This window comes from Nitrospirillum amazonense (assembly GCF_029594735.1).
Taxonomy (GTDB): Bacteria; Pseudomonadota; Alphaproteobacteria; order Azospirillales; family Azospirillaceae; genus Nitrospirillum; species Nitrospirillum amazonense.
In genome coordinates this window covers 1,304,713-1,329,109 of sequence record NZ_JARPAF010000004.1, presented here as the reverse complement: position 1 = coordinate 1,329,109, position 24,397 = coordinate 1,304,713, and the positions used below count along the sequence as shown (strand labels likewise).

Annotated in this window: 23 protein-coding genes and 1 riboswitch; of the genes, 8 read left to right on the top strand and 15 right to left on the bottom strand. The window is 69.7% G+C overall.

Annotated features, from left to right (window positions below; translation table 11 throughout):
• Nucleotides 1-84 precede the first annotated feature (84 nt).
• A riboswitch (cobalamin riboswitch) is annotated at nucleotides 85-314 on the bottom strand.
• Between the two features lie 397 nt (nucleotides 315-711).
• The 3 genes from P5F91_RS26635 (at nucleotide 712) to P5F91_RS26625 (ending at nucleotide 3,126) form a co-directional block, all read left to right on the top strand.
• Nucleotides 712-2,319 carry a DEAD/DEAH box helicase gene (locus P5F91_RS26635; RefSeq protein ID WP_277908722.1) on the top strand — a complete coding sequence of 536 codons (1,608 nt, stop codon included), beginning with the start codon at nucleotides 712-714 and terminating at the stop codon, nucleotides 2,317-2,319.
• Nucleotides 2,320-2,368: 49 nt separating this feature from the next.
• A complete protein-coding gene (locus P5F91_RS26630) occupies nucleotides 2,369-2,605 on the top strand; it encodes a hypothetical protein (RefSeq protein ID WP_145610207.1) in 237 nt (78 codons plus the stop codon).
• 110 nt (nucleotides 2,606-2,715) lie between these two features.
• On the top strand, nucleotides 2,716-3,126 hold the full coding sequence (locus P5F91_RS26625; RefSeq protein WP_277908945.1) for a DUF2177 family protein: 411 nt from the start codon (nucleotides 2,716-2,718) through the stop codon (nucleotides 3,124-3,126).
• On the opposite strand, the gene P5F91_RS26620 is transcribed toward P5F91_RS26625, so the two are convergent.
• The 4 genes from P5F91_RS26620 to P5F91_RS26605 all read right to left on the bottom strand — a co-directional run bounded on the left by P5F91_RS26620 (nucleotide 3,105) and on the right by P5F91_RS26605 (nucleotide 5,811).
• Nucleotides 3,105-3,593: a hypothetical protein gene (locus P5F91_RS26620; protein ID WP_277908721.1), complete on the bottom strand. Its 489-nt coding sequence runs from the start codon at nucleotides 3,591-3,593 to the stop codon at nucleotides 3,105-3,107. The genes P5F91_RS26625 and P5F91_RS26620 overlap by 22 nt on opposite strands.
• Before the next feature lie 92 nt (nucleotides 3,594-3,685).
• Nucleotides 3,686-4,501: a DUF1295 domain-containing protein gene (locus P5F91_RS26615; RefSeq protein ID WP_277908720.1), complete on the bottom strand. Its 816-nt coding sequence runs from the start codon at nucleotides 4,499-4,501 to the stop codon at nucleotides 3,686-3,688.
• 3 nt (nucleotides 4,502-4,504) lie between these two features.
• Nucleotides 4,505-5,176: a ChrR family anti-sigma-E factor gene (locus P5F91_RS26610; protein WP_186454685.1), complete on the bottom strand. Its 672-nt coding sequence runs from the start codon at nucleotides 5,174-5,176 to the stop codon at nucleotides 4,505-4,507.
• Between the two features lie 8 nt (nucleotides 5,177-5,184).
• Nucleotides 5,185-5,811, bottom strand: a complete 627-nt coding sequence (locus tag P5F91_RS26605; protein WP_246134330.1) for a sigma-70 family RNA polymerase sigma factor — start codon at nucleotides 5,809-5,811, stop codon at nucleotides 5,185-5,187.
• 216 nt (nucleotides 5,812-6,027) lie between these two features.
• On the opposite strand from P5F91_RS26605, the gene P5F91_RS26600 reads away from it, so the two are divergent.
• Together P5F91_RS26600 and P5F91_RS26595 are read left to right on the top strand one after the other, a co-directional pair.
• The gene (locus P5F91_RS26600; RefSeq protein WP_338424085.1) at nucleotides 6,028-6,891 is read left to right on the top strand and encodes a DUF1365 domain-containing protein; all 864 of its coding nucleotides are present in this window, start codon (nucleotides 6,028-6,030) and stop codon (nucleotides 6,889-6,891) included.
• A 13-nt stretch (nucleotides 6,892-6,904) separates the two neighbouring features.
• Nucleotides 6,905-8,131 (top strand): SAM-dependent methyltransferase, encoded by a 1,227-nt coding sequence (locus tag P5F91_RS26595; RefSeq protein WP_246134329.1) that lies wholly within the window; start codon nucleotides 6,905-6,907, stop codon nucleotides 8,129-8,131.
• A gap of 6 nt (nucleotides 8,132-8,137) precedes the next feature.
• On the opposite strand, the gene P5F91_RS26590 is transcribed toward P5F91_RS26595, so the two are convergent.
• Together P5F91_RS26590 and P5F91_RS26585 are read right to left on the bottom strand one after the other, a co-directional pair.
• Nucleotides 8,138-9,466, bottom strand: a complete 1,329-nt coding sequence (locus P5F91_RS26590; protein WP_186454684.1) for a cytochrome P450 — start codon at nucleotides 9,464-9,466, stop codon at nucleotides 8,138-8,140.
• A gap of 13 nt (nucleotides 9,467-9,479) precedes the next feature.
• The gene (locus P5F91_RS26585) at nucleotides 9,480-10,082 is read right to left on the bottom strand and encodes an acyl-homoserine-lactone synthase (protein ID WP_145610201.1); all 603 of its coding nucleotides are present in this window, start codon (nucleotides 10,080-10,082) and stop codon (nucleotides 9,480-9,482) included.
• A gap of 130 nt (nucleotides 10,083-10,212) precedes the next feature.
• Between P5F91_RS26585 and P5F91_RS26580 the strand changes: the two genes are divergently transcribed.
• Together P5F91_RS26580 and P5F91_RS26575 are read left to right on the top strand one after the other, a co-directional pair.
• A complete protein-coding gene (locus P5F91_RS26580) occupies nucleotides 10,213-10,980 on the top strand; it encodes a LuxR family transcriptional regulator (protein ID WP_277908718.1) in 768 nt (255 codons plus the stop codon).
• Nucleotides 10,981-11,066: 86 nt separating this feature from the next.
• Nucleotides 11,067-11,840 carry a sulfite exporter TauE/SafE family protein gene (locus P5F91_RS26575; protein ID WP_277908717.1) on the top strand — a complete coding sequence of 258 codons (774 nt, stop codon included), beginning with the start codon at nucleotides 11,067-11,069 and terminating at the stop codon, nucleotides 11,838-11,840.
• On the opposite strand, the gene P5F91_RS26570 is transcribed toward P5F91_RS26575, so the two are convergent.
• The 9 genes from P5F91_RS26570 to P5F91_RS26530 all read right to left on the bottom strand — a co-directional run bounded on the left by P5F91_RS26570 (nucleotide 11,841) and on the right by P5F91_RS26530 (nucleotide 22,184).
• Complete coding sequence (locus P5F91_RS26570) at nucleotides 11,841-12,581, bottom strand: alpha/beta fold hydrolase (RefSeq protein ID WP_277908716.1); 741 nt, start codon at nucleotides 12,579-12,581, stop codon at nucleotides 11,841-11,843. It abuts the gene before it with no gap.
• The gene (locus P5F91_RS26565; RefSeq protein ID WP_277908715.1) at nucleotides 12,578-13,801 is read right to left on the bottom strand and encodes a GNAT family N-acetyltransferase; all 1,224 of its coding nucleotides are present in this window, start codon (nucleotides 13,799-13,801) and stop codon (nucleotides 12,578-12,580) included. Before P5F91_RS26565 ends, P5F91_RS26570 begins: the two co-directional genes overlap by 4 nt.
• An 86-nt stretch (nucleotides 13,802-13,887) precedes the next feature.
• Nucleotides 13,888-14,355: a RidA family protein gene (locus P5F91_RS26560; RefSeq protein WP_088873137.1), complete on the bottom strand. Its 468-nt coding sequence runs from the start codon at nucleotides 14,353-14,355 to the stop codon at nucleotides 13,888-13,890.
• 19 nt (nucleotides 14,356-14,374) lie between these two features.
• Nucleotides 14,375-15,031, bottom strand: coding sequence for a phosphatase PAP2 family protein (locus P5F91_RS26555; RefSeq protein ID WP_145610196.1), 657 nt, complete (start codon nucleotides 15,029-15,031; stop codon nucleotides 14,375-14,377).
• 14 nt (nucleotides 15,032-15,045) lie between these two features.
• Entirely contained in the window at nucleotides 15,046-16,863 is a 1,818-nt protein-coding gene (locus tag P5F91_RS26550; RefSeq protein WP_145610195.1) for an ArnT family glycosyltransferase, read from the bottom strand.
• Between the two features lie 15 nt (nucleotides 16,864-16,878).
• Entirely contained in the window at nucleotides 16,879-17,214 is a 336-nt protein-coding gene (locus P5F91_RS26545; RefSeq protein WP_145610194.1) for a lipid-A-disaccharide synthase N-terminal domain-containing protein, read from the bottom strand.
• Between the two features lie 3 nt (nucleotides 17,215-17,217).
• A complete protein-coding gene (locus tag P5F91_RS26540; protein WP_145610193.1) occupies nucleotides 17,218-17,937 on the bottom strand; it encodes a glycosyltransferase family 2 protein in 720 nt (239 codons plus the stop codon).
• A 209-nt stretch (nucleotides 17,938-18,146) separates the two neighbouring features.
• Nucleotides 18,147-18,818 carry a bifunctional nicotinamidase/pyrazinamidase gene (gene pncA, locus P5F91_RS26535; RefSeq protein WP_277908714.1) on the bottom strand — a complete coding sequence of 224 codons (672 nt, stop codon included), beginning with the start codon at nucleotides 18,816-18,818 and terminating at the stop codon, nucleotides 18,147-18,149.
• Nucleotides 18,819-19,031: 213 nt separating this feature from the next.
• Complete coding sequence (locus P5F91_RS26530; RefSeq protein ID WP_277908713.1) at nucleotides 19,032-22,184, bottom strand: ribonuclease E/G; 3,153 nt, start codon at nucleotides 22,182-22,184, stop codon at nucleotides 19,032-19,034.
• Between the two features lie 720 nt (nucleotides 22,185-22,904).
• On the opposite strand from P5F91_RS26530, the gene P5F91_RS26525 reads away from it, so the two are divergent.
• On the top strand, nucleotides 22,905-24,269 hold the full coding sequence (locus P5F91_RS26525; RefSeq protein ID WP_145610190.1) for an N-acetylmuramoyl-L-alanine amidase: 1,365 nt from the start codon (nucleotides 22,905-22,907) through the stop codon (nucleotides 24,267-24,269).
• The last annotated feature ends 128 nt before the right edge of the window (nucleotides 24,270-24,397 follow it).

The window sequence follows — 24,397 nt, the reverse complement described above, 5'->3', positions numbered from 1 at the left end:
CCCATCACCGGCCTGGATATCCCCAAGCGGCCGGGACGGCGGGCGCCCTTTCCCCACTGGTGCACCCCGCCCAATGTGCCCGTGCGTGACCACGGCGTGACGGCAGGTCTCCTGGCTCACGGGTCATCACCCTGGCACCGCCTTCCCGGTTTCCCAGTGGCTTCGATCCCCGCCGCGATAGCATGCGCGGGGATGGTGTCGGGCTCGCCGTTCACAGTTGCGGGGGCAGCCGCGGCGTCGGGGAGGGGATTCCCCACCGCGTTCCCTTTTCATCCCGCCCGGTCAGGGCGGGAACCGTCAGGGCTTTTCTACGGGGAATTGTAGGCGCATGCAAACGCGATGTCGCTGCGTTGGGGGGTGAGCACCCTGGCGAACAAGCTTGGCGGTTGTGTGACAACGGCCACCCACGCCGGGGCATGGCAGCAATTCGGGGGGCTTCGAGCGATTTCCCTTGTACCTGGGACCGGTCACAGCCACTTATGCGGTCTTAGGGAATGGATGGCATCATCCGTTCCCATGCCGGGCCGCTGGGCCTGGCGGTATCCCCCGGGTGGCGCGTAGCGGTGGCGGCCAAATCGCCCCTGTAGCACCCAGGGCATACTCGACCTTCTGACACATGCCTGCCGGCACGCGCCCGGGCAAGGGCTTGACCGCGATCCGCGGCCGCGAGAAACGAACGCGGCCGGCGCGTCGCCCTGGGATTCCAAGACATTGACCGCTTTCGACACCCTTTCCCTGCGGCCTGAGATTCAGGCCGCCCTGGCCCAGTTGGGCCATCACACAGCCACCCCCATCCAGGCGCGGGCCATTCCCCATGCGCTGGAGGGCCGCGACATCCTGGGCATCGCCCAGACGGGCACCGGCAAGACCGCCGCCTTCACCCTGCCCATCCTGCAGCGCCTGGGGGCCGCCCCGTCGGCCCTGCCGCTGCGCATGCCCCGCGCCCTAATCCTGACCCCGACGCGTGAGCTGGCGGTGCAGATCGGCGAGAGCATCACCAACTACGGCGTGGGCCTGAAGCTCAGCCACACCGTCATCCTGGGCGGCGTCGGCCAGGGCAGCCAGGTGAAGGCGCTGGCCAACGGCATCGATATCCTGGTGGCCACCCCCGGCCGCTTGCTGGACCTGATGACCCAGGGCCACGTGCGCCTGGACAAGGTCGAGGTGCTGGTGCTGGACGAAGCCGACCGCATGCTGGACATGGGCTTCATCCACAGCCTGCGGAAGATCATGGCCAAGCTGCCGGCCAACCGGCAGACGCTGTTCTTCTCCGCCACCATGCCGGCCGACGTGTCGGAACTGGCGGGCAAGATGCTGCGCGACCCGCTGCGGGTCGAGGTCACGCCCGTTTCCACCACGGCGGAGCGCATCGAGCAGAAGGTCATCTTCGTGCCGGCGGCGGAAAAGCGCCACGTGCTGGTCGACCTGATCCGCGGCGATGCCGGCATGCAGCGCAGCATCGTCTTCACCCGCACCAAGCATGGCGCCAACCGCGTGTCGGCCCAGCTGGAGCAGGCGGGCATCGAGGCCGCCGCCATTCACGGCAACAAGTCGCAGAACGCCCGGCAGAAGGCGCTGGACGGTTTCCGCGCCGGTACCGTCCGGGTGCTGGTGGCGACCGACATCGCGGCGCGCGGCATCGACGTGGACGGCGTCACCCACGTGGTGAACTTTGAGCTGCCCAACGAGCCGGAGACCTATGTCCACCGCATCGGCCGCACCGCCCGTGCCGGTGCCTCGGGCGTCGCCGTGTCGCTGTGCACGGCCGACGGGGATGAGCGCATCTACCTGCGCGATATCGAGAAGCTGATCCGCAAGTCCATCCCGGTGGGTGAGCGGCCCGAGGCCACGCCCCAGGCCGCCGCCGCCCCGGTGAGCCGTCCGCCCCTGCCGGCCCGCCAGCCGCGCAACGGCGGCGGCAATGGCGGTCGCGGGCAGCCCCGCGGCCAGCGCAGCGCCGAGGGCCAGGCGGAGGCTCGGCCCCAGGGCCAGCGGCCCGCCCGTAGCGACGGCCAGCGGCCCGCCCGCGCCGACGGTCAGCGTCCTCGCGCCGAGGGCAACCGCCCGCAGGGCCAGGGTCCGCGCCCCGAGGGCGCACGGCCTGAAGGTGGCCGCCAGCAGCAGCAAGCCCGTCCTCAGGGCCAGCGTCCGGCCCAGCCGCAGGGGCCGCGTCCGAACGCCCCCCGTCCGGCCGCGCCACGCCCCGTCCAGGATGGTCGTGGCACCCAGTTCTCCAGTTTCGTGGCGGCCTTGAACGCCAACGAAGACCAGCAGCAGCCGGCGCGCGAGGATCGCAACCGCCCGCGTCGCCGCCGCTGAGCCGTACCACGCCTGAGTTGTGATGGTTCTTTAGGAAGAGGAGGTCCCCATGGGCCGCAGCAGCAAGCCGAAATCCAAGTCCGTCAGCGAATTCGTCCTGTTCGACGTCCTGTATGACGATGGTTCGCGGTCGTCCAACCGCCGCGTCCCCTCGTCCGAACTGGGCGGCCTGGACGGTGACGAGCCCGCCCGCGCCATCATCGAGGCGCAGGACCGCGAAATCGCCGCCATGTCCGGCAACCCGCGTGGCCGCATCAAGTCGCTGACCCGCTCGCCGGTCCGGTGAACGCCGGGCTGATCCATCCGCATCGCCGACGCGTATTGAAAAACGTCCCGTGCCCAGGCCGGGGCGTTTTTCTTTTTTGGCTTTGCGGGGAGGAAAAGGCCTTGGGACCAGTGCTGCGCCAGGCCGCGATCTACGCGGCAACCCTTATCGCCTTCCTGGCCCTGGATGCCGTCTGGCTGACCCGCATGGTGGGGTTTTACCGCCAGGTGATGGGCGACATGGTGGCGCCCCAGCCACGCCTGGGGCCGGCTGCCGTGTTCTACCTGCTTATGGCGGGCGGCATCATCTTCTTTTGTGTGGAACCGGCGACACGGTCGGAGGCGCCGCTGATGCAGGCGCTGATGCGCGGCGCGGTGTTCGGTCTTCTCACCTATGGCACGTACGACCTTACCAACCACGCCACCTTGCGCCTGTGGTCCGCCCGGCTGAGTGCGCTGGATATGGCATGGGGGGCGGTTCTGACCGCCGTGGCGGCGGCGGCCGGCTGTGCCGTCGCCCTCTATTTCAGCAAGAATCCATAATGATTGCCGCCGGCTGTGCGGTTCACGATTTGGCCGGGGGTGTAGTCGAAGGTATCGTCCAGGGTCAGGCGCACGAAGATGGGTTTTCCCACCATGTCCAGGTGCGCCAGATCCGCGATCTCATAGTGAACATGCACCTTGCCGCCCGCCAATGACACCAGGGTGACGTCGCCGCCGATGCAGACCTGGCCGTTGAACTTGGCGCGCACGTAATAGGTGTCGCGCCCATCGGCCAGGACGGTGGATTCGACACGGCGCACGTCCACCGGCGTCAGCGGCAATTCGATGCGGTACATGGTCAGCACGTCGGTGCCGGTGGGGCGCGTGGTGTGCAGTTCCAAGGCGCAGGCGGCCTGCAACATCTTCTGGTCGGGGCCGGGGCCCATCGGCTCCTCGCTGGAACAGCCGCCCAGCGCCAGACCGGCGCCCAGGGCCAAGGCGACCCCCAACTTCTTCCCGTCGCGCATGCCATCCCCCGATGTGGTGTCCCCAGGGCGGTCGACCCCCGTCGATCCCCAGGGTCAGCTAATCGCCCGAGGCGCGGCGGATGGTCAAGGATCTATTCCGTGTCCGGCCGTGGCGGCCAAGGGAAGAAGGCGCTGGTGCGCCGGCGATAATCAGCGAACGCGGCCCCCCGCGACCGCGCCATGTGCGCCTCCAACGGCGGCAGTCCAGAGACATGGACCAGCAGCACGTACATCAGGACGGGGCCGATCAGCCCCAGCCAACCCCACGGCCAAACCCCTTCCGGCCCCGGCGTCAGGGCGAAGCAGGGGTAGGCCAGCCACACCAGCCATTCGAAGAAATAGTTGGGATGGCGCGACCAGCGCCATAGTCCGGCGTCGCACACGCGCCCGTGGGCATTGGGCCGCCGGCGGAAGCGGGCCAATTGGGCGTCGGCCACCCCTTCGCCGGCGATCCCCGCCAGCAGCACCACCGCGCCCAGAACGTCCCCGCCGCCAAGGCCGGGCGCTGGGTTACGGGCGGCGGCGTAAACGGTGATCGTCAACAGCGCCGCGGCCAGCGCCTGGCTTTGCAGGAACCAGAACAGGCGCATGGCGGCTTTCGGACCCCAGACCCGCATCAACTCGGCATATCGCGGATCGTCACCGCCACCTCGGGTGCGGACGGCGATATGGGCGGCCAGCCGCGCCGACCAGAGTCCCACCAGCGTCGCCACCAATATCTGCCGGGGGCTGGCAGGCGCCCCGTCCACCGGCGCCAGCACGGCGGCCAGGGCGCCCGCGCCCACGGTCATGGACCAGCAGGCGTCCACCCAGCCGGACTGGCGGGTCCGCCGCTGGATGGCCCAGGCCAGCGCCATGGCGGCGCACTGCCCGAGTGCCACCGCCGCCAGCAGGATGGCCGGCGCCAAGGGTCAGAGCCCGACCAGCGGCTGGACCAGGCGGCCCAGCAGGCTGTGGATGCGCAGCCGACCGCGCACGGCGATCAGGCACAGGCAATCGCCATCCGGCTCTGCCAGCGGCTGGTGATCCACGCTGGCATCCACCGCCGCCATGTCGCCGGAGGCGAAGCGGCCGAAGACGTCGCTGAAGGCGCCGTCGACGACACAGGTGTATTCCTGGCCCCGATGGCCGTGCATGGGTATGGCCATGCCCGCCGCCACACGGAACAGCATGACCTTGTAGCCCTGGGCGGGGTCGACCCGCACCGCGCGTCCCCGGATGCCGGGTGCGACGAAGCGCCAGGGGCCCAGGCGCTGGCGACGCAGGGCGGGGGGCAGCACCGGATCGGCGTCGAGGACGGGCATGTCCGCAGGCGGCCATTTACCTTCCAGCCGGCCGCCATCGAGCCGGGCAAGCGTACGCTCCAGCGCGTCATCGGCCAGCGCCACGGGACGCTGGCTGTTCAGCAGGGCGCCGCCCAGCGCTTCCCACACCCGCACCTGGTGGCGGCAGACGGGGCAGAAGTCCAGATGGGTGGCCACAACCAGCGCGGGGCCATCGGCCAGCGTGCCGGCCGCGTGGCGCGACAGCAGCTCGGCGTCGGGATGGTGGGTGGGGCAGGGCAGGGAGGGGGGTGGGCGCATGGCAGCGATCATCGTTCAGTCCCCCCGGGATCGATCACGCCGCGCAGGCGGGCCATGGCCAGGCGCAGGCGCGACTTGACCGTCCCCAGTGGAATACCCAGGCGGCGGGCGATGTCCGGGTGCGGCGCGTCTTCAAAAAAAGAAAGCCGCACGACCGCCAATTGATCCGGGGGCAGGGTGTCGAGGGTGGCGCGCAGGCGGTCCGCCGCCTCCGCCGCGGACAACAGGTCGTCCGCCGGCTCAGGCTCGGACGGCGTCAGGCTTTCCTGCGCCACGGCGGCCTCCGCCGCGCGGCTGCGACGCGCCGCGTCGATGCGCAGGTTGCGGGCGATGGTGAAGATCCAGGTGGCGGCCCGCGCGCGGGATGGGTCGAAGATGGCCGCCTTGCGCCAGACGGTCAGCATAACCTCCTGCGCCAGCTCCTCCGCCTCCATGGACGGCAGGCCGGTGGTCAGGAGATAGCTTTTGATACGGGGGGCATAATGCCGGAACAGGGCCGAGAACGCGGCGCGGTCGCCCTGTGTGGCGATGGCCCGCAGGTGGCGGGCGTGCACATCCTCCAACACGACCGTGCCAGCCGTGGCGCCGGCCGCGGCGCGGCCTTCCGGCAGGATACCATCTCCACCGCCGGTCAAGCGGCCGTCCCCCGGCCGGGGCCAGGACATGCTGGGCCGGCCGGTCGATGGCCGGCGGCGGGGGGATGCGGTTCGAAGGGTGCGAGCGTCATGCATGCCACTTTATACGAACCACGGCGGATTTGGATCAGCCGCTGTAGCGACTGATCCAGCATTCACCCTGGCGCGTATAGGGGGCACAAGCTTTTACTGCCGGGCGTGGGAGGCATGGGGCCGATGTCGGACATGGATGCGGACTTGGCGGATGCAGGGAACCCCGGCGCCCCAATGTCCGGCCACAGCGGCCTCTACCGGGGCTGGGTGGCCCACCGCCGCGCCTGGCCGCGCCGCCACCATTTGCGTTATCGCGTCTGGTCCATGCTTCTGGACCTGGATGAGCTGCCGGCCCTGCACCTGCGGCTTCGGCTTTTCTCCCACAACAGTTTCAATCTGCTGTCCTTTCATGACGCGGATCATGGGGACGGTTCCGGCAGGCCCCTGGCGGACCAGGTGGCGGGCCTGCTGGCCGAGGCCGGAGCGGGGTACGACGGCGGCGCGATCCGGCTATGGTGCATGCCCCGCGTCCTGGGCTACGTCTTCAACCCCATCAGCATTTATTTCTGCCATCGCCGCGACGGCACGCTCTGCGCCCTGGTGCATGAGGTGAACAACACCTTTGGATTGCGGCACAGCTACGTCATCCCGGTGGATGCCCAGGCCACCGCCGATGGCGTGGTGCGCCAGCACTGCACCAAACACCTTCATGTCTCTCCCTTCCTGGACATGGACGCGCGGTATGAGTTCCGTGTGTCCCCGCCCGCAGAGCGCTTGACCGTTGCCATTCAGGTGCGCCCTGGCGAGGACCGGGACGGTCGGTCCGCGCCCATTCTGTCGGCCTGCTTCAGCGGGCGGCGCCTGGCGCTGACTGATGTCGGCGTCCTGGTTGCTTGGGTGGCGCAGCCGCTGCTGACCTGGAAGGTCGTGGCCGCGATCCACTGGCAGGCCCTGAAGCTGTGGCTGAAGGGGGTCGGCTTCCGGTCCAGCCCGCCGCCGCCGCCCCGCTCCGTCACCATCGTCACCTCCGCCGACCCTGGCCTCTAGGACTTCACCACCCATGTCATTGGACGTCTCTCCCACCCCCGTGGCCTCATCCCCATCCCTGCAACGGCTGCCTGCCGCCCTGGTGTCGCGCCTGATGGCGCGGCTGGCGGTGGGGCAGGTCACGGTGCGGTTGCCGGACGGCACTCGGCTGACGCGGCGGGCGGCGCAGCCTGGGCCCGAGGGCGTGTTGGAACTCCATCGCTGGCGCGCCGTGCGGCGGTTGGCGCTGGGCGGCGACATCGCCTTCGCCGAGGCCTATGCCGATGGCGATTGGTCCAGCCCCGACCTGCCGGCCTTGCTGGAACTGGCGGCGCGCAACATTTCGCGGCTGGACGGCGCCATGGCCGGTACGCCGCTGGCCCGCATGATGAACCGGCTGCTGCATCGCGGCCGCGCCAACACCCGGGCCGGCAGCCGCCGCAACATCATCGCCCATTATGATTTGGGGAATGACTTCTATGCCCGCTGGCTGGACCAGGGCATGGCCTATTCCTCCGCTCTCTATACGTCTCCCAATCAATCGCTGGAGGCGGCGCAGGCGGTCAAGCTGGACCGCATCGTCCAGCTGCTGGGCATCAGCGGCGGGGAGCGGGTGCTGGAGATCGGCTGCGGCTGGGGTGGCTTGGCGGAACGGATCGCGCGCGAAGGCTGCCATGTCACCGGCTTGACCTTGTCGCCCGCCCAGCTGGCGGCGGCGCAGGACCGGTTGATCGAGGCCGATCTGGGCTGCCGCGCGGATCTGCGCCTGCAGGACTATCGCGACGTCACCGGCACCTACGACCGCATCGTTTCCATCGAAATGCTGGAGGCGGTGGGGGAACGCTACTGGCCACTGTATTTCCGGACGCTGCGCCAGCGCCTGTCCGATGACGGGGTGGCGGTGCTGCAGGTCATCACCATCGACGATGCCCGCTTCGAGCATTACCGCAGCAATGTCGACTTCATCCAGCGCCACGTTTTCCCGGGCGGCATGCTGCCGCCCCCCGGCCGCCTTGCGCGGGAGGCGGCGGCGGCCGGGCTGCGACTGGACGGGGCGGAAACCTTTGGCGACAGCTACGCCCGCACCCTGGCGGAATGGCGTCGCCGCTTCCATGCCGCCTGGGCCGACATCCAGGCCCAGGGCTTCCCGCCCCGCTTCCGCCGGCTATGGGATTATTATCTGGCGTATTGCGAGGCGGGATTCCGCGCCGGCCTGATCGATGTGGGGCTCTATCGCCTGGTGCCGGCGTCCGGTGCTTGAGGCCTATCAGGCCACCCTGCGCAGGGGCTCGCGTACCGACAGGCGCACCTTCATGCCGGCGCGGGGGGCGCCCAGGGTGATGCCGCCCTCCGGCACCTGGGCGGCCAGCGGCCCGGATAGCGCTTCGATGTCGAAGGTGGTGACCAGCATGGCGGCCAGGGCCGTCAGCTCCGCCGTCGCCAGCTGTGCCCCGATACAGGTGCGCGGGCCGGCGCCGAAGGGCACATAGGCGAACTTGTCCGGCTGCGGGCCTTCCAGGAAGCGGGCGGGCTTGAGGTCCAGCGGGTCCGCCCACTGGTCCGGCTGGCGGTGCAGGGCCCAGGGGCACAGCAGGATCGAGGCGCCCTTGGGAATGGCCACGCCCGACACCACGTCGTCGGCCAGGGCCGTGCGGGCGAACCACCAGGCACTGGGGTAGAGGCGCAGCACCTCCTGCACCAGGGCGCGGGTGCGGGGCAGCTCGCGCAATAGGCCGGGGCGCAGCTCCCCGTCGGCGGGCAGCCTCTCCTCCACCTCCTGCCGCAGCCAGGCGGCCAGATCCGGTCGCCGGGCCAGGGCGTAGGCCAGCCAGCAGCCGGCGGTGGCCGTGGTTTCGAATCCCGCCACCAGGGCGGTGATAGCCTCGTCCCGCATGACCGCCGGGCCGTACTCCGCGACCAGGGGGTGCAAGGCCGCCAAGAAGCCCTTGGGGGCCTGGGCGAAGCCGGCGATCTGGCGCTCCATTTCCGCGATGGCGCCGCGGAAGGCCCGGCCTTCCCGCGTGGGCAGGTACATATCCAGATCCACCAGCCGCCACATGGACAGGCTGAGATGGCGATGGGCGACGCAGCCCGCCCGGTAGATGGCATCCGCGGCCGCCGCGTCCTCCAGCCGTTCATGGAACAGGGCCGCGATCACCATGCGCATGGTCAGCCGGCCCATCAGGCCATGCAAGTCGATCTCGGACCCGCTGGTCCGTGCCAGGCCCGCCGCCTCCCGCGCCAGCACGCACAGGGCCAGCTCCAGCCCGTGGTTCAGGCGGCTTTGCGAAAAGGCGGCCTTGGCGGCCTGGCGCGCGGCTTCCCAGCGCGGGCCGCTGGCGGTCACCATGCCCTCGCCGAACAGGGGGCGCAGGCGCGCCTGTTCCGCCCCCTTGCCATAGGCGTCACGGTTTTCCACGAGCACGCGCTGGAAGCCCGCCGGATGGCTGATCAGGAAGGCGGGCTTGGGGCCCAGGCGCAGGGCCACAGGGGCATCGGCACCGATGCCGTGGCGCTCGACGAAGCCGATGGGATCGGCGGCGAAATCGGGCAGATCGCCCAGCAGGGCGCGCCGCAGGGTGGTGATGAAGCTCATGGATTGGTCTCCGTCAGGCGGCGCGCGGATCGGCGCCGGCGGTGATCCTGGATGAGGGGCTGCCAGCGTAGGCCGGCACATCCAGGGCGATGATCACGGCATGGATATCGCCCTTGTGGCCTTGGCCGACATGGATGGGGGCGGTCTCCTCCGTCACCGGCAGGCCGCACAGGCGCACAAAGCGGCCGAAGGCTGGTTCCACCACCGCGATCAGGCGGGTGGCAGCGCGCGCCACGCCGAAGGCGCCGATGGCCTGCACCAGCACCTTGCCGACGTCACGCCGATGGGCCACGTCGGGGCAAATGACGAAGCGGCTGATTTCCCACACGTCCGGGGCGTGGGGGGCCGGTCTATCCCCCAGCAACATGGGAAAGTCGCGTTCCAGCAGATAGGGTTCGGTGGTGGGCAGCGCCCGCCAATAGCCCACCATGCGGCCCCCCTGCAGGGCCGCGCAGTGCCAGGCCTTCCGGTCGAATCCGTCGAACTCCAGCAGGTCGACCGAGGCCACGTCCCAGCCTAAGCCTTCACGAAAAACCCGGTGCCGCAGCCGCCAGGCTTGGGCCAGCAGCTCCGGCGAGTCCGGTCCTGAAAAACTCACGACGCGCAACGATGACATGGTCCAACTCCGCCCGTTTTTCCGGGGTCAGTACGACATCGTTAGGGGCTTCGAAAAAGCTGGGCAAATGCCGGGGTATTCCCCTCGCGCCGGCCGTGTCGAGGCATCCACCCGCGATGAAGAGATGGCCATGCAAAAGATTGAGGAGATGTTGTCGGCCTTCACGTCCGCCGGAACCTTGGACGCTTTGAAGACCGCCCTGGACAGGCAGGTCGCCAATTTGGGCTTCGATGCCGCCAGCTACGTTGATGTGCGGCGCCTGCCGATTGCCGAGGAACCCGTTCCGTTCTACCAGACGTCGTTACGACCGGATTTTCTAGAGACCTATTTGGCAGAGGATCTTCTGGGGTACGACCCGGTGGTGAACCGGGCGGCCACCACCAACGCACCCTTCACTTGGGCCGATGTCCCGGAATTCCGGCCGGCCAAGGGCGGCGGCCGGGGGGCGCGCAACCGGGCGCGGCAGGTCATGGATATCGCCCGCGACTTCGGTTACCGCCAGGGTTTCGTGCTGCCGCTGCATGCGGTGGATAGCCACGGTTTTCCTGCTTCCGCCCTGATCAGCCTGTTCTGGCGCCAGGAACCGGAGCTGCTGGACCGGCCGGAACACCGGCCCGCCTGGCTGCGCCTGGCCGGCTCCTTCTATCATGAGCGGGCGCTGAACCTGCGCCGCGAAGCGGCGTTGCCGCCCTTGGTCCCGCCCTCGCTGACGGACCGTGAGAGGGAATGTCTGGTGTGGGCCTGCCGCGGCAAGACACGGGCAGAAACGGCCGACATCATGGGTGTTTCCGACCGTACCGTGGAATTCCACCTGACCAACACCATGCGCAAGCTGGGGGTGCACAGCAAGTACCACGCCATCGCGGTGGCGGTGCAACTGCGGCTGATCGCGCCATAAAAAGGCGGCACGACTGATCCGGATCAAGTGATGCGGCCGGCGCATGGTTTATGGCTGGAGGCAGATCCTGATCCGGACATCGCCCGATGCACGACCATCTGTCCCTGCTGCAATCCGCCCCCCTCAGCCTGCCCGCGCTGATGGCCGCCGTGTTCATGGCGGGCCTAACCGGTGGCTTCGGCCATTGCGTGGGCATGTGCGGCCCCTTCGTGCTGGCCCAGGTGGGGGCGGCGGGTGAGGCGTCCGGTCCGGCGCTGGCCCGCGCCGGGGGCGCCTTGCTGTTGCCATATCATCTGGGGCGCTTGACCACCTACGCCGCCCTGGGCGCGGTGGCGGGCGGCCTGTCCGGCCTGGTGGTGCAGGCGACGGAGTATCGCTGGCTGCTGGCCCTGTTCCTGGGCATCGCGGCGCTGCTGTTCCTGCGCCAGGGACTGGCGGGCCTGGGCCGGGTGGCGCCGCGCCTGTTGCGCCTGGTTCCGGCGGGGCGATTCAGCCTGGGGACGGCAGGGGCCGCCCGCCTGACGGCCTTGCTGGCGCGGCCCCTGCGGGGCCTTTTCGCCGACCCGCGCGGCCTCAACGGCTATTTCCTGGGCGTGCTGCTGGGCTTCATTCCGTGCGGCATGGTCTATGCCGCCCTGGCGGTGGCGGTCAGCAGCGGCTCCGCCGCAGGTGGCGCCCTGGTGCTGGCGGCCTTTGCCGTCGGCACTGTGCCTAGCCTGGTGACTGTGGCGGTGGCGGGGCGCGCCGTGGGGCGGCAGTTCGCCGGCCTGGCCGCCTGGATCACCCCGCCCCTCATGCTGTTGAACGCTGTCGTGCTGTTCAGCCTGGCCTTCGGCGTGCTGGACCGGGCACCCTTCTGATCACGCCGCGCACAGCGCCCGTGCCCGCTCGATTGCGGCCAGCACGTCCCGGCGCCGGGTCCAGGGCAGGAAGTGGCCGGCCCCCTCCAGCCTGCGCACCTCCACCATCGCATGGGTCAGGTGGCGCTGCAGATAGGCGACGTTGCCATAGGGCGATTCCCGGTCGGCAGTGCCGTGCAGGATGACGACGGGGCAGCGCAACTGGCCCAGATCGCGCGCCAGGGCGCGCAGTTCCGGCACGATGGTCAACAGTTCCCGGTTGGCATTGCGCAGGGGGCGGGGCAGCAGGCGGCGCCACGGCTCCCTGTCCGCCCAGGGCTGCAGCGGGTGCTGGTGTTCCAGGTCCGGATCGAAGGAGGTTGCGACCAGCACCAGTGCCGCCACGCGGTGCGGCTGCTCCAGGGCCAGGCGGGCCACGACCGGACCGCCCATGGAATGGCCTACCAGGATGGCCGGCGGATTGGCCGGGTTCAGCGACAGCAGCGGCGTCAGGCGCCCGGCCTGCGCCTTCAGCCCTATCAGCGCCTGTTTCGGCTCGCTGCGGCCGAAGCCGGGCCGGTCGGGCGCCAGCAGCGACACCCCCTGGGGCCCGTGCCCCAGGAACCAGCGCCAGCCGCCGGCGCTGCCCGGCGTGCCGTGCACCATGATGATGGGCCTGGCGGCCTGCTCCACCGGATCGGGCCCGGCGGCCAGCACGCTCAGGCCGTGGGCGCCCACGGATAGCCGGTGGACCTGATTCATTCGGATCCGCCGTCGCCCTGGCGGTAGGGGCTTTCGGCCATCAGCGTCTCGATGTCGGCGGCCACGCCCTCCCGTTCCCGCTCCACGAAATCGGCCACGGCGCGGCGCAGGGCGGGATCGACGATATAGTGGGCGCTGTGGGTGGTGACGGGCAGATAGCCGCGCTGCACCTTATGCTCCCCCTGCGCGCCGGCCTCCACCCGTTTCAGCCCGCGCGCGATGGCGAACTCGATGGCGCGATAGTAGCAGGCCTCGAAATGCAGAAAGGGGTAGTCCCCGGCCGAGCCCCAGTTGCGGCCGTACAAGGTGTCATGGCCCATCAGGTTCAGGGCACCCCCCACCCAGCTGGGGCGGCCTTTCGCATCCGGTCGGGCGGGATCGCGGGCCATGACCAGAACGACGCTGTCCGCCATCTCCGCTCCCAGCCGGTGAAAAAAGTCCTCCGTCAGGTAGGCCCAGCCCCACTTGCGGTCGCTGGTGGCGTTGTACAGGCGGAAGAAGGCGTCCCAGTGCTCCTCCCGCAGCTCGGCGCCGGTCAGGGTCAGCACCTCCACACCGCTGTCGGCCACGGCCTGGCGTTCCTTGCGCACTGCCTTGCGCTTGCGGCTGCTGAAGGCGCCGAGGAAGTCGGCGAAGTCGCGGTAGTCGCGGTTCTCCCAATGGTACTGGATGCCGTGGCGGTCCAGCCAGCCGGCGCCCGTCAGCGCGGTCCTGTCTTCCGGGGTGGGGAAGGTTACGTGGACGGACGACAGCTTGTTGTCGACCGCCGCGGCGCGCAGTGCCGCCACCATCAAGCGGCGCACGCCGTCGGGATCGGGGCAGGCGGGATCCGCCATCAGGCGGGGCCCGGTCACGGGCGTGAAGGGGACCGAGACCTGGAGCTTGGGGTAATATTCCCCGCCGGCGCGCTCATAGGCGTTGGCCCAGCCCTGGTCGAACACGTATTCGCCGTAGGAATGGGACTTCAGGTACAGGGGCGCCGCGCCCACCAGGCGGCCCTGGGCGTCGCGCACCGTCAGATGCTGCGGCAGCCAGCCGGTCTTGCGCCCGACGGAGCCGCTGTCCTCCAGGATGCGCAGGAAGGTATGGCGGGTGAAGGGATGGCCGGGATAGGCGTCACTGGCTGCGAGCCGGTCCCAGTCCGCCGAGTCCAGCGCGCCGATACGCGGCGCCACGGCCACCTTGAGACCTGTCGTCCAGTCGCTGCTTCCATCCGCCATCACGCTATCCCGCTCTACCGGCACCCGACGTAAATAGTCGGGTGCCGACGGGCATTTAACAAGGGCGGGCGAACAGGTATGCGGCTTCAGGCCACTTCCAGGATCGCTTCCACTTCCACGGCCACGCCCAGGGGCAGCGAGGCGGCGCTGACGGCCGAGCGGGCATGGCGGCCGGCGTCGCCGAAGACCTGCACGAAGGTTTCCGAGGCGCCGTTGATGACCTTGGGCTGGTCGGTGAAGTCGGCGGTGGAGTTGACGAAACCCACCAGCTTCACCACGCGCACCACGCGGTCCAAGTCGCCGTCCAGGGCGGCCTTGGCCTGGGCGATCAGGTTCAACGCGCACAGGCGGGCGGCTTCCTGCCCCTGCTCGACGGTGAAATTGTCGCCCAGCTTGCCGACGCAGCGCAGCTCCCCATTCCAGAAGGTCACCTGGCCGGACAGGAACAGGGTGTTGCCGGTGCGTACGGCCGGCACATAGGCCGCCACCGGGATGGCCGGGGTCGGCAGTTCGATGGCGAGTTCTTTCAGACGGGCGTCGATACGGCCGGCCATGGTGTCCTCCAGTGGGTCGTTACGATTGAAACGGTTCTTGCGGCCGGACCATAGCGCCATCCGGCGCTGGCAGCCAGCCGCGGCGTGTGAAGCTATCGCGTAAAAGCCGGGTGGTCAGCACTGCCATGGCCGCCCCCCCCAGCACGTCGGACGGATAGTGCGCGCCCACCCACAGCCGGGTGGTGGCCAGCGCCAAGGCCAGCGCCAACAGCCCCAGGCGCCCGCGCGGCCAGAGGATGCCGACCGACAGGGCCAGCGCCACCAGCGTGTCGGCGTGGCCCGAAGGGAAGGAGTAGTAGCGGAAACCCATGTGGAAGGGCTGGGGCCAGATGGCGCCCTCGGTCAGGAACACCACCGGCCGGGGGCGGCCCACCACGGCCTTGACGGCGTCCACCGCCAAGCCGGAAAGGGCGACGGCCAGGAAGACGAAGGCCACGGCCCCCAGCCAGCGGCCCAGCCGCTCGCGTTGCGCCCCCTCCGCCTGGGCGCGGGCCGTTACCAGGGCGATGGCCGCCAGGCCCAGGGGCACCAGGCTGTAGAGGCTGTCGCCCGTCCGCGTCAGGTGATGGCTGAGAGCCCTGGTCCAGGGCGGCAGATCGGCCGCCCACCGGGTGAAGGGCCGGTCGACCCACAGTACCAGGCCGGCCTCCAGCACCAGGAAGCCGGCCCAAGCCATCAACGTCCTGCGGTTCACGGCTGCGGCGTCGCCTGTGCTGGCTGGTCCGCCGCCGGCGGCTGGGGCGCAGGTTCGGTCGCCGCTGGCGCGTTCTGGGGGGCGCCGGCGCGGTACAGGGCCAGGTTGGCCCAATTGCCCCGGGAATAGTTGAAGCCCCGGAAGTGCTTGACCAGCTCCGGCGACAGGCCGCGCGCGGCCAGCTGGGCGGCGAAGGCCGGCTCTTCCTTGTCGCGCACCAGCGCCAGGGCGCAACCGGGATCGTCGGCCAGGTGGTTGGCCACCATGTCGGGCTCACCCAGCTTGGTCTTGGTGCCAGCCAGGAAAACCAGGCTGGGCTCGGTGTAGCCGGCGGCGGCAAGCGTGGTGGTGGGACACAGGCGGTGGTCGGCCACGGCCTGGGCGATGGTGGGGCTCAGCCACATGGCCTTCAGGCTGGGCATGACCAGCCCCAGGATGGAGATCATGCTGAGGGCGCCGCCCGCGGCGACGCCCAGGGTCAGCCGCTTCAGGCAACCGATGCGCTCCAGCACCACGAAGGCGATGCCGGTGGCCAGCGCCAGGCCGCCGGCGACGAAGCCGGCCGGTAGGTTGGTGCCCTCCAGCCGCAGCGGCGCGCCGGCACCCAGCACGGCCAGGGCGGCGGTGATGATCAGATAAAGGATGACGACCGCCCAGCGGCCGATGCGGCCGGCCAGCGGGGGCCGGACACGCTCTTCCCGGGGGACGTTGCGGTTGGCGGCCTTCTCGGCCGCCGCCTTGGCGTCGATGCGCGACAGCAGCGCCGCCATCCCCAGCAAGGCCAGGGCGGGGAAGGTGGGCAGGACGTAGTGGGGCAGCTTGGTCGCCACCGCCTCGAAGATCAGCCAGGTGGGCACGATCCAGGCGAGGCAGAAGCGCACGGCGTCGTCATGGCGGCGGCGCCAGGCCCAGGCGGCGCCCAGGCCCACCAGCAGGCTGCCCGGCCAGAAACTGAGCCAGAAGGTGATGAGATAGTAGCCGGGCGGGCCGGCGTGCTTCTCCTGGCCCGAATTCACCTTTCCCAGGAACTCGTGCCCGATGGCGTCGGCGAAGAACTGCCCCTTGGTGGCGATGGCGATCAGGATGGCCCAGGGCAGCACCATGGCCAGCACGATGGCCAGGCCGGGCAAGGGGCGCAGGCTTTTCAGCCAGGACCAGTCGCGGTCGGCGAAGCCCAGGGTGATGATGCTGCCCAGCACGGGCAGCAGGATGACCGGCCCCTTGATCAGGATGCCCACGCCCAGGGCGATCCAGAAGGTCAGCGTCAGGCCCCAGGTGGGGGGCATGGGCTTGCGCCGGTCCAGATAGATGCGGCCCAGCGCGCCCATGGCGGCCACCACGGTGGCGAGCAGCACGGCGTCGGTCTTGGCCATGCGCGCCTCGACGCTCAGCAGGACGCAGACGGACATCAGCAGGGCGGCGCCGAAGCCGGCGGTGGCGCCGAACAGCAGCTGACCCGCCCAGGCGGTCAGCAGCACGGCGGCGACGGCGCCGATTAGCGAGGGCAGGCGGTAGGCCCAGATGGGCGTGGTCTCGGGGTCATGCTCGCCGGTGACGGCCTGCACCGCCGTGACCGTGGCGCTCTGCAGCCAGTGAATGCCCACCGGCTTCTTGTTGCGCGCCTCATCCTGGAAGCGGATGGAGACGAAGTCGCGGGTTTCCAGCATCTGCCGCGTCGCCTGGGCGAAGCGGCTCTCATCCCGGTCGAAGGGGGGGATGGTGGTGAAGCCCGGCAGGAAGGTCGCCAGCGCCAGCAGCGCCAGGATGACATAGTGCACGGGCCGCAGGACGGCGGGGCGGAAGGTGTCGTTCATCGATCGGGCGTCCCGTCAGGTCGCGGCGGCGGCTTCGGCGCGCTTGTGCTTATGGATCAGGTGCAGGTTGCGGGCATAGACCACCAGGCCGGGCAGCTGGCCGATGATGATGACCAGATCGGGCTTCAGCAGGCCGTACAGCAGCACGAGGGCGCCGCCCGCCAGGCTGAAATACCAGAAGGTCACGGGCACGACGCTGCGGCCGGCGCGCTCGCTGGAGATCCACTGCACGATGAAGCGCGACATGAACATGGCCTGGCCGAACAGGCCGAAGGCCGCGATCCAGCCGTTCTTGCCCAGCGCTTCCTGCCACCAGTGCATCAGGAACTGGGCGATGTGGTCCCACACCATGGGTCAGACCTCCCGAACCGTGCCGGGCATGGTGTTCCGCCGCAGCATCCACAGCATGCCCAAGAGGTCGAAGAAGCCGACGAAGGCGCGGCCGATGTTGGTGTACTTGGACCGGCCGGCATGGCGCTTGCGGTCATTGATGGGCACGTTGGCCATCTTCCAGCCGCTGTAGGTCGCGACCGTGGGGATGAAGCGGTGCACGGCGTCGAACTGCGGCAGTTCCAGCATGGCCGCGCGGTGGACCAGCTTGAAGCCGCAGCCCGTGTCGGGGCATCCGTCGCGCAGCAGGGCGCGGCGGATGCCGTTGCCCAGGCGCGAGGTGATCTTCTTGGCCAGGGTGTCGTCGCGGCGGCGGCGGATGCCGCACACCACCTTCACCTCCGCGTCCCGTTCCACCGCCGCCAGCATGGGCGCGATATCGCGAGGATCGTTCTGCATGTCGCCGTCGACCATCATGATCCAGTCGGTCTTGGCGGCATGGCAGCCCGTGCGGATGGCGCGGCTTTTGCCCGCCCGCTTGCCGTGGCGCACGACGCGCACGAAAGGATACTTGGCCTTGGCCTGCTGCAGCTCATCCGGCGTGCCGTCCGTGCTGCCATCGTCAACGAACAGAACCTCATAGTCCCCGGGGTAGGGAGCGACGGCTTGCAGTTCTTCCAGCAGCGGCAGGATGTTCCCCTGCTCGTTCAGGACGGAAATCAGGATGGTGTAGCGCAAACCCATCACCTCGGGGCACGAAGGGCATAAAAATGGACCGGGCCGCCGCCTGGCGAAGGCGGTCCGGATCATTTGGGCCAGAAAGCTACAGATTGCCGCCAGCGTCAACAAGGGCGGCCTTGTCCCGCCGGTCGCATAGGGCAGGGGTGCCCTGCGGCGGGGCGCCTTGAACGGCGCCGCCCCCGGGGTCTCGCGGCGTGTGAGGGATGGGTTGGTCAGGCCACCGAGGCCAGAGGGGGGGCCAGAGGGGTACCCAGGGCCACGACGTCGGCGACGCTGACGCTGCGCACGCCGGCCGCCATCCAGTCACGGCGGGCGGCGGTGAGCGAGCCGTGCAGGTCGATGGCGCGGCAGGCGTCCTCCACGATCAAGGCCTCGAAGCCCAGGCGGGCGGCGTCGGTGGCGGAGTAGGCCACGCAATAATCCGTGGCCAGCCCGGCCAGGTAGACGCGGTGGATGCCGCGTTCCCGCAAGGCGCCGGCCAAGCCCGTCGGCGTCACCCTGTCGTTCTCAAAAAAGGCGGAATAGCTGTCGATGTGGGGGCGGAAGCCCTTGCGCACCACCAGCTGCGCCTTCTCCACCGCCGGCGCCAGCCCGGGGTGGAACGCAGCACCGGCGGAGCCCTGGACGCAATGGTCGGGCCAGAGCATCTGCGGGCCGTAGGGCATTTGCACCATGTCATAGGGCCGATGCCCGGGATGGGCGCTGGCGAAGGAGCGATGGCCGGCCGGATGCCAGTCCTGGGTCAGGATCACGGTGTTGAAATGGGCCGCCAAGTCGTTGGCCGGCCCCACCACTGCGTCGCCGTCCTTAACCGCCAGGGCGCCCCCGGGACAGAAGTCATTCTGAATATCAATCAGGATCAAGGCATCGGTGTCAGTGTGCATGAGGACGACCTAGCGTTAAAAAGGGCGATTTCCGCGAGAAGGGCGTGTCGCGGGATGGCGTTCAGTGAACATCGTGCCCAAAGGCGCCGTCGCCTTCACACGGGAGAGCCATTCACTGAAACACATCGTACATGAAAAAACCCTCCCGAACCGCAGTTCGGGAGGGCTGATTCTTTTAGGATTATGGCACTAGGCCCTCTGTCCAGCAGGGGCTTACTTCAGGATACGGTTCCACCAGCCCTTCTTGGGCTGTTCCACCACCGGGTTCAGCTCCACCGAGGGGTGGATTGCCGGGGTGGCGGTCTCGGCGGGCGTGGCCTCGGCCGCGGGCTCCACCACCACCGGCTCGGCCACCGCCGTGTCGGCTATGGGCGCGTCAGCTACAGGCGCTTCGACCGGGGCTGCCTCAGCGACCAGAGCATCCGCCGGGGCGTCCACGGGGGCGGCCTTTTTGCGGCTGCGGGTGGCGCGCTTGGGCTTGGCCGGAGCCTCCTCCGCGACCGGCTCGGCGGCCGGGACCGCTTCGAGCGGGGCAGCCTCAGCCACCGGAACCTCGGCGGCGGGAGCCTCCTCCGCCACCGGTGCGGCCTTTTTGCGGCTGCGGGTGGCGCGCTTGGGCTTGGCCGGGACCTCCTCCGCGACCGGCTCGGCGGCGGGGGCCGCTTCGACCGGGGCGGCCTCGGCCGGAGCTTCGACGGCCGGTGCGTCCACCGGGGTGGCGTCCGCGGGGATCGTCTCCACCGGCTCGCTGGCGGGCATAGGCACGGCCTCGCCTTCGGGCGATATGGTCACGCCCTCGGCATCGACAGCGTCCTCACCCTCGGCGCCAGCCTCTTGATCCTCACCCTCGGCGGCGCCCTCGACACCGTGACGGCCGCGACGGCGGCCGCCGCGCTTGCCGCGCCGGCGCTTCTTGCGCTCGCCATTGGCGTCATCGCCCTCGGCCGTTTCCACAGATTCGGCACCTTCGCCATCGGCATCCTCGCCAACGGCCAGGTCGGCCTCCTCGGCGACGGGCTCACCCTCCTCGGCCGCGTCCACGGCCTGCGGCGCGCCCTCGTACCGGTCCTGACCACCGCCACGGCGGCGGCGGCGGCGGCGGCGGCGGTCATGGCCATTGCCTTCGCCGTTGGCGGCTTCGGCCGTGGTCTCTTCGACCTCGTCTTCAGTGACCTCGTCCTCCACCTCGTCCACGTGCTCCAGCGCACGATCGGTCTCGGCGTAGATGCGCTCGGCGCTCACGGCGGCGGCGGGCTGGTCGTCAGCGGCCGTGCGGGCGCGGATGCGTTCCAGACGATGGTCCGGCGGTACCAGGCTGTCGTCGGTCGAGAGGAAGACGCGCAGGCCATAGCGGCGCTCGATGGCCGTCAAGGCGTCGCGCTTCTGGTTCAGGATGTACAGCGTGACCGAGCTGGCGGCCGTCACCGTGATTTCGGTGGAACGGCGGCGGATGCCCTCATCCTCAATGGCGCGCAGGACGGCCAGGGCGGCACTTTCCAGCGACCGCACCATGCCGGTGCCTTCGCAGTGGGGGCAGCGCTCGAAGTTGATTTCCTGCAGCGACGGGCGCAGTCGCTGGCGCGACAGCTCCATCAGGCCGAAGGGCGAGATGCGGCCCAGCTGGATGCGCGCCCGGTCGGCCTTCATCGCCTCCTTCAGGCGCTTCTCGACGGCGGCGTTGTTGCGGCCGTCCTCCATGTCGATGAAGTCGATGACGATCAGGCCGGCCAGGTCACGCAGGCGCAGCTGGCGGGCCACCTCCTCGGCGGCCTCCAGGTTGGTGCGCAGCGCCGTCTCCTCGATGTTCCGCTCCTTGGTGGCGCGGCCGGAGTTGACGTCGATGGCGACCAGGGCTTCCGTCTGGTTGATGACGATGTACCCACCGGAGCGCAGCTGCACCACCGGGTTGAACATGGCGTCGATCTGGTTTTCCACCTGGAAGCGGTGGAACAGCGGAATGTCATCCGTGTACGGCTGGATCTTCTTGGCGTGGCTGGGCATCAGCATGCGCATGAAGTCCTTGGCGGTGCGGTAGCCCGCAGCGCCCTCCACATGCACCTCGTCGATGTCGCTGGCGTACAGGTCGCGGATGGACCGCTTGATGAGGTTCGCTTCCTCGTAGATTAGCGCCGGAGCCACCGCTTGCATGGTCTGCTCGCGGATGTTGTCCCACAGGCGCATCAGGTACTCGAGGTCGCGCTTGATCTCCTGCTTGGACCGTTCCATGCCTGCGGTGCGCAGGATGACGGCCATGCCTTTCGGGATGTCCAGCTCCTCCAGCAACTCCTTCAGGCGCTTGCGATCCTGGGGGTTGGTGATCTTGCGGCTGATGCCGCCGCCCCGGGGAGTGTTGGGCATCAGGACGCAGTAGCGGCCGGGCAGGGAAAGGTAGGTGGTCAGGGCCGCACCCTTGGTGCCGCGCTCTTCCTTCGTCACCTGCACCAGCAGGATCTGCCGGCGGCGGATGACTTCCTGAATCTTGTAGGAGCGCAGCGAGCGCGGACGGCGGCGTTCCTCGCCCTCCTCGTCGGCGTGCGCGGCCTCGCCATGGTGGCCGTTCTCCTGCGGGGCGCGATCCCCGCCGCGATCGTTACGGCCGCGACGGCCCCGGCGGCCGCGGTGACGGCGGCGATCGCCGCCCTGGCGGGCGTTCTCGCCTTCGGTCGCCTCACCGTCGGCGGCCTCGCCCTCTTCACCCTCGTCACCGTCTTCAGCGTCTTCCTCGGTGTCGCCTTCGGTGAATTCGGCGCCCTCGGTGAACTCGGCCGTCTCGCCATCGGCGTCGCCGGTGGCGGCGTGCTCCGCCGGCAGCTCCTCGGTGATGTAGGGCTGCTCGATGGTCAGGGGCTGGGCCGGGGGCACATAGGCGTCTTCCGGATGACCCTCCGGTACCACCAGGTCGGTGGCCACGGTCTCATGCGCGCCGACCTCGTCGGCCACCGCTTCATAAGCGGCGGCGGGGGCGGTCTCGCCTTCCTCATAGCTCACGGCGGAGGCGCCGGCTTCCAGCAGGGGCGGATGCTCCGCCGCGTGCAGGGCCTCCTCCTCCTCGTGCTCCATCGCCTCGCGCTCGCGCTCCAGCTCCTCCTGCTCACGCAGCAGGGCTTCGCGGTCGGCGACCGGGATGCGGTAGTAGTCGGGATGGATTTCAGAGAAGGCGAGGAAGCCGTGGCGGTTGCCGCCGTATTCCACGAAAGCCGCCTGCAGCGACGGCTCCACCCGGATCACCTTGGCAAGATAGATATTGCCCTTCAGCTGCTTCCGGCTGGCGATTTCGAAATCAAGCTCGTCCAGCTTGTTACCATTGACCACGACGACCCGGGTCTGCTCCGGATGCGTGGCGTCGACAAGCATACGCTTGGCCATTTTTTATCCTCATGGCACAGGGACGGCCGGCCCGCGCGACGAACGGGCTGACCGGTGTGCCACCGTTTAGTGCCGAAGCATCGGGTCCCCATCGCCGCCAAGGAAAGAACACCCCGAAACGGCGCTTCCAGGAAGCGGCCAGCGGGGGGGCGGGCGACAGGGACCTGGCGCCGGCCCAGACTTTCAAAGGGGCCAGCGCCGGCTTCGTGGTTTCACAGGACCGAGCATCCTTCCAGGCGTCACACCCACGGATCGCATCACAGCGGACTTGGCTGGCTGCGGCACGAAACCCGGGGGCGACGCCCCCGCCCCGGGGAGGGGCGGGCCAGGATACTGGTTGTCGCGAATTCAAGATAAACACGGGGTGGCCCATACTACAATGAAAGAATCACAGCCCGTGGAGTGTGCCCCTCGGGGTGGAAACGGGGCAGGTCATGACGCGTGTGCCGCTTGCAGCAGGCGCCGGGCCGGTGCCGGCGCCCCTCCGGCGCCACCTATCCGTCGTTTCTTAGACAAGATCTCATGATCATGCTTGAAGCGGTTGATTCAAGGGCGGTATAAGGCCGGGTGCTGAGCCCGTCTCGTTCTGTTTCGGGGGGATGTGTCTTGTCCGCCTTTGGGCGTCGACACCGTTTGTTCTGGGGGCACCGGGGGACGCGGCGCGCGGCCCTGGCCGGGACCCTGGCGGGCACCCTCAGCCTGATATCCGCAGTCATTCCCATGACGGTCTCCGCCGGCAGCCTGGGCACCATCGACATGGCCCAGGCCCAGGTGGCGCAGGCGCAGGTGCTGCGCGTGCCATCCGCGCCCAAGCGCAGCGCGGTGCTGGCCGTGCGCCTGGGTCTGCAGGGCGATGAGACCCGCTTCGTCCTGGAGATGAGCGAGCGCACCGATTACCGCGTGGCCACCTCGGTCAGCCCGACGCAGGTGGTCATCGACCTGCCGTCGGTCAATTGGCAGGCGGCGCTGCCCGGGGCCGGCCGGGGCTTGGTCAAGGCCGTTCGCATGACCAGCAGCCTGACCGGGTCGGCCCAGGTGGTGCTGGAGACGGACGGCCCGGTGCGCGTGGCCAACGCCGATTTCCTGCCGGCGCGTGACGGTCATCCGCCGCGCCTGGTGCTGGACCTGGCCCACGGCGACCTGGGCAGCCTGATGGCGGCCGTCGCCGGCCCGTCCGTGCCGCCAGCGCCCCGCACCGAGGAGAAGGCCGTCGCCGTCCTGCCGGAGGCGCCGCCTGCTGGCGTACCGTCCGTGGGGGCGGCCGTGGTGCCCGCCGCCAGCCGGGTAGGCGCCTTGCCAGCCCTGCCGACCGATCCGCCGCCCCTGCCCAAGGCGGGGCCGGTGGTGATGGTGCCGCCGGCGCCGGGTGCCAAGCCCACCCTGCGCGACCGCACGCCCCTGATCGTGCTGGATCCCGGTCACGGCGGCGATGATCCGGGGGCGACATCCGTCACCGGCGCCTATGAGAAGGACATCACGCTGGCCATGGCCCGGGCGGTGGCCCGCGCGCTGGAGGCCACCGGCCGCTATCGCGTGGCGCTGACCCGGGACAGCGACGTCTTCATCCCCCTGCGCGAGCGGCCCGGGAAGGCGCGGGCGCTGGGTGCCGACCTGTTCATCTCCCTGCATGCCGACATCGTGGTGGGACGGCCGGTGCGTGGCCTGTCGGTCTACACTCTGTCGGACAAGGCCACCGATCGCGAGGCCGACATGCTGGCCCAGCGCGAAAACCGGTCCGACGCCATCGTCGGCATGGACCTGGCGGACCAGAGCGCGCAGGTGGCCAGCATCCTGATCGACCTGGCGCAGCGCGACACCCGCAACCAGTCCCGGCGCCTGGCCAATCTTGTGGTGGAATCGGTGGGGCGCGACATCGCGCTGTTGAACTCGCCCCTGCGTTCCGCCGGTTTCGCCGTGCTGACCGCGCCCGACGTACCGGCCATTCTGGTGGAGATGGGGTACCTCTCCCATCCCACCGATGCCCGCCTGCTGGCCTCGGACAGCCACCGCCGCCGCTTCGCCGCCGACCTGGTGCGTGCCATAGACGGCTATTTTGGGCCGCGCCGGGCCGCCTCCCGCAAATAGGGCCCGCAAATAAGCCACACTCGGCGCGACAGGCTGTCGCCGCCAGTCGTGCGCCTGGGGCATGCGCGCCGCCGCCGCCCGGACGGCGACAGGGCGGGCGCTTCCTGCTAGGGTGCCGCCGTCTTTCG

What these genes read in the sequence shown, in the direction of transcription:
- P5F91_RS26620 (WP_277908721.1), bottom strand. Translation starts at nt 3,593, where the DNA reads ATGCGCGACGGGAAGAAGTTGGGGGTCGCCTTGGCCCTGGGCGCCGGT.
- P5F91_RS26600 (WP_338424085.1), top strand. Translation starts at nt 6,028, where the DNA reads ATGTCGGACATGGATGCGGACTTGGCGGATGCAGGGAACCCCGGCGCC.
- P5F91_RS26550 (WP_145610195.1), bottom strand. Translation starts at nt 16,863, where the DNA reads ATGAACGACACCTTCCGCCCCGCCGTCCTGCGGCCCGTGCACTATGTC.
- P5F91_RS26630 (WP_145610207.1), top strand. Translation starts at nt 2,369, where the DNA reads ATGGGCCGCAGCAGCAAGCCGAAATCCAAGTCCGTCAGCGAATTCGTC.
- pncA (WP_277908714.1), bottom strand. Translation starts at nt 18,818, where the DNA reads ATGCACACTGACACCGATGCCTTGATCCTGATTGATATTCAGAATGAC.
- P5F91_RS26545 (WP_145610194.1), bottom strand. Translation starts at nt 17,214, where the DNA reads ATGGTGTGGGACCACATCGCCCAGTTCCTGATGCACTGGTGGCAGGAA.
- P5F91_RS26590 (WP_186454684.1), bottom strand. Translation starts at nt 9,466, where the DNA reads ATGAGCTTCATCACCACCCTGCGGCGCGCCCTGCTGGGCGATCTGCCC.
- P5F91_RS26540 (WP_145610193.1), bottom strand. Translation starts at nt 17,937, where the DNA reads ATGGGTTTGCGCTACACCATCCTGATTTCCGTCCTGAACGAGCAGGGG.
- P5F91_RS26595 (WP_246134329.1), top strand. Translation starts at nt 6,905, where the DNA reads ATGTCATTGGACGTCTCTCCCACCCCCGTGGCCTCATCCCCATCCCTG.
- P5F91_RS26530 (WP_277908713.1), bottom strand. Translation starts at nt 22,184, where the DNA reads ATGGCCAAGCGTATGCTTGTCGACGCCACGCATCCGGAGCAGACCCGG.
- P5F91_RS26610 (WP_186454685.1), bottom strand. Translation starts at nt 5,176, where the DNA reads ATGCGCCCACCCCCCTCCCTGCCCTGCCCCACCCACCATCCCGACGCC.
- P5F91_RS26565 (WP_277908715.1), bottom strand. Translation starts at nt 13,801, where the DNA reads ATGGCGGATGGAAGCAGCGACTGGACGACAGGTCTCAAGGTGGCCGTG.
- P5F91_RS26555 (WP_145610196.1), bottom strand. Translation starts at nt 15,031, where the DNA reads ATGGCTTGGGCCGGCTTCCTGGTGCTGGAGGCCGGCCTGGTACTGTGG.
- P5F91_RS26560 (WP_088873137.1), bottom strand. Translation starts at nt 14,355, where the DNA reads ATGGCCGGCCGTATCGACGCCCGTCTGAAAGAACTCGCCATCGAACTG.
- P5F91_RS26525 (WP_145610190.1), top strand. Translation starts at nt 22,905, where the DNA reads ATGACGGTCTCCGCCGGCAGCCTGGGCACCATCGACATGGCCCAGGCC.
- P5F91_RS26580 (WP_277908718.1), top strand. Translation starts at nt 10,213, where the DNA reads ATGCAAAAGATTGAGGAGATGTTGTCGGCCTTCACGTCCGCCGGAACC.
- P5F91_RS26575 (WP_277908717.1), top strand. Translation starts at nt 11,067, where the DNA reads ATGCACGACCATCTGTCCCTGCTGCAATCCGCCCCCCTCAGCCTGCCC.
- P5F91_RS26570 (WP_277908716.1), bottom strand. Translation starts at nt 12,581, where the DNA reads ATGAATCAGGTCCACCGGCTATCCGTGGGCGCCCACGGCCTGAGCGTG.
- P5F91_RS26585 (WP_145610201.1), bottom strand. Translation starts at nt 10,082, where the DNA reads ATGTCATCGTTGCGCGTCGTGAGTTTTTCAGGACCGGACTCGCCGGAG.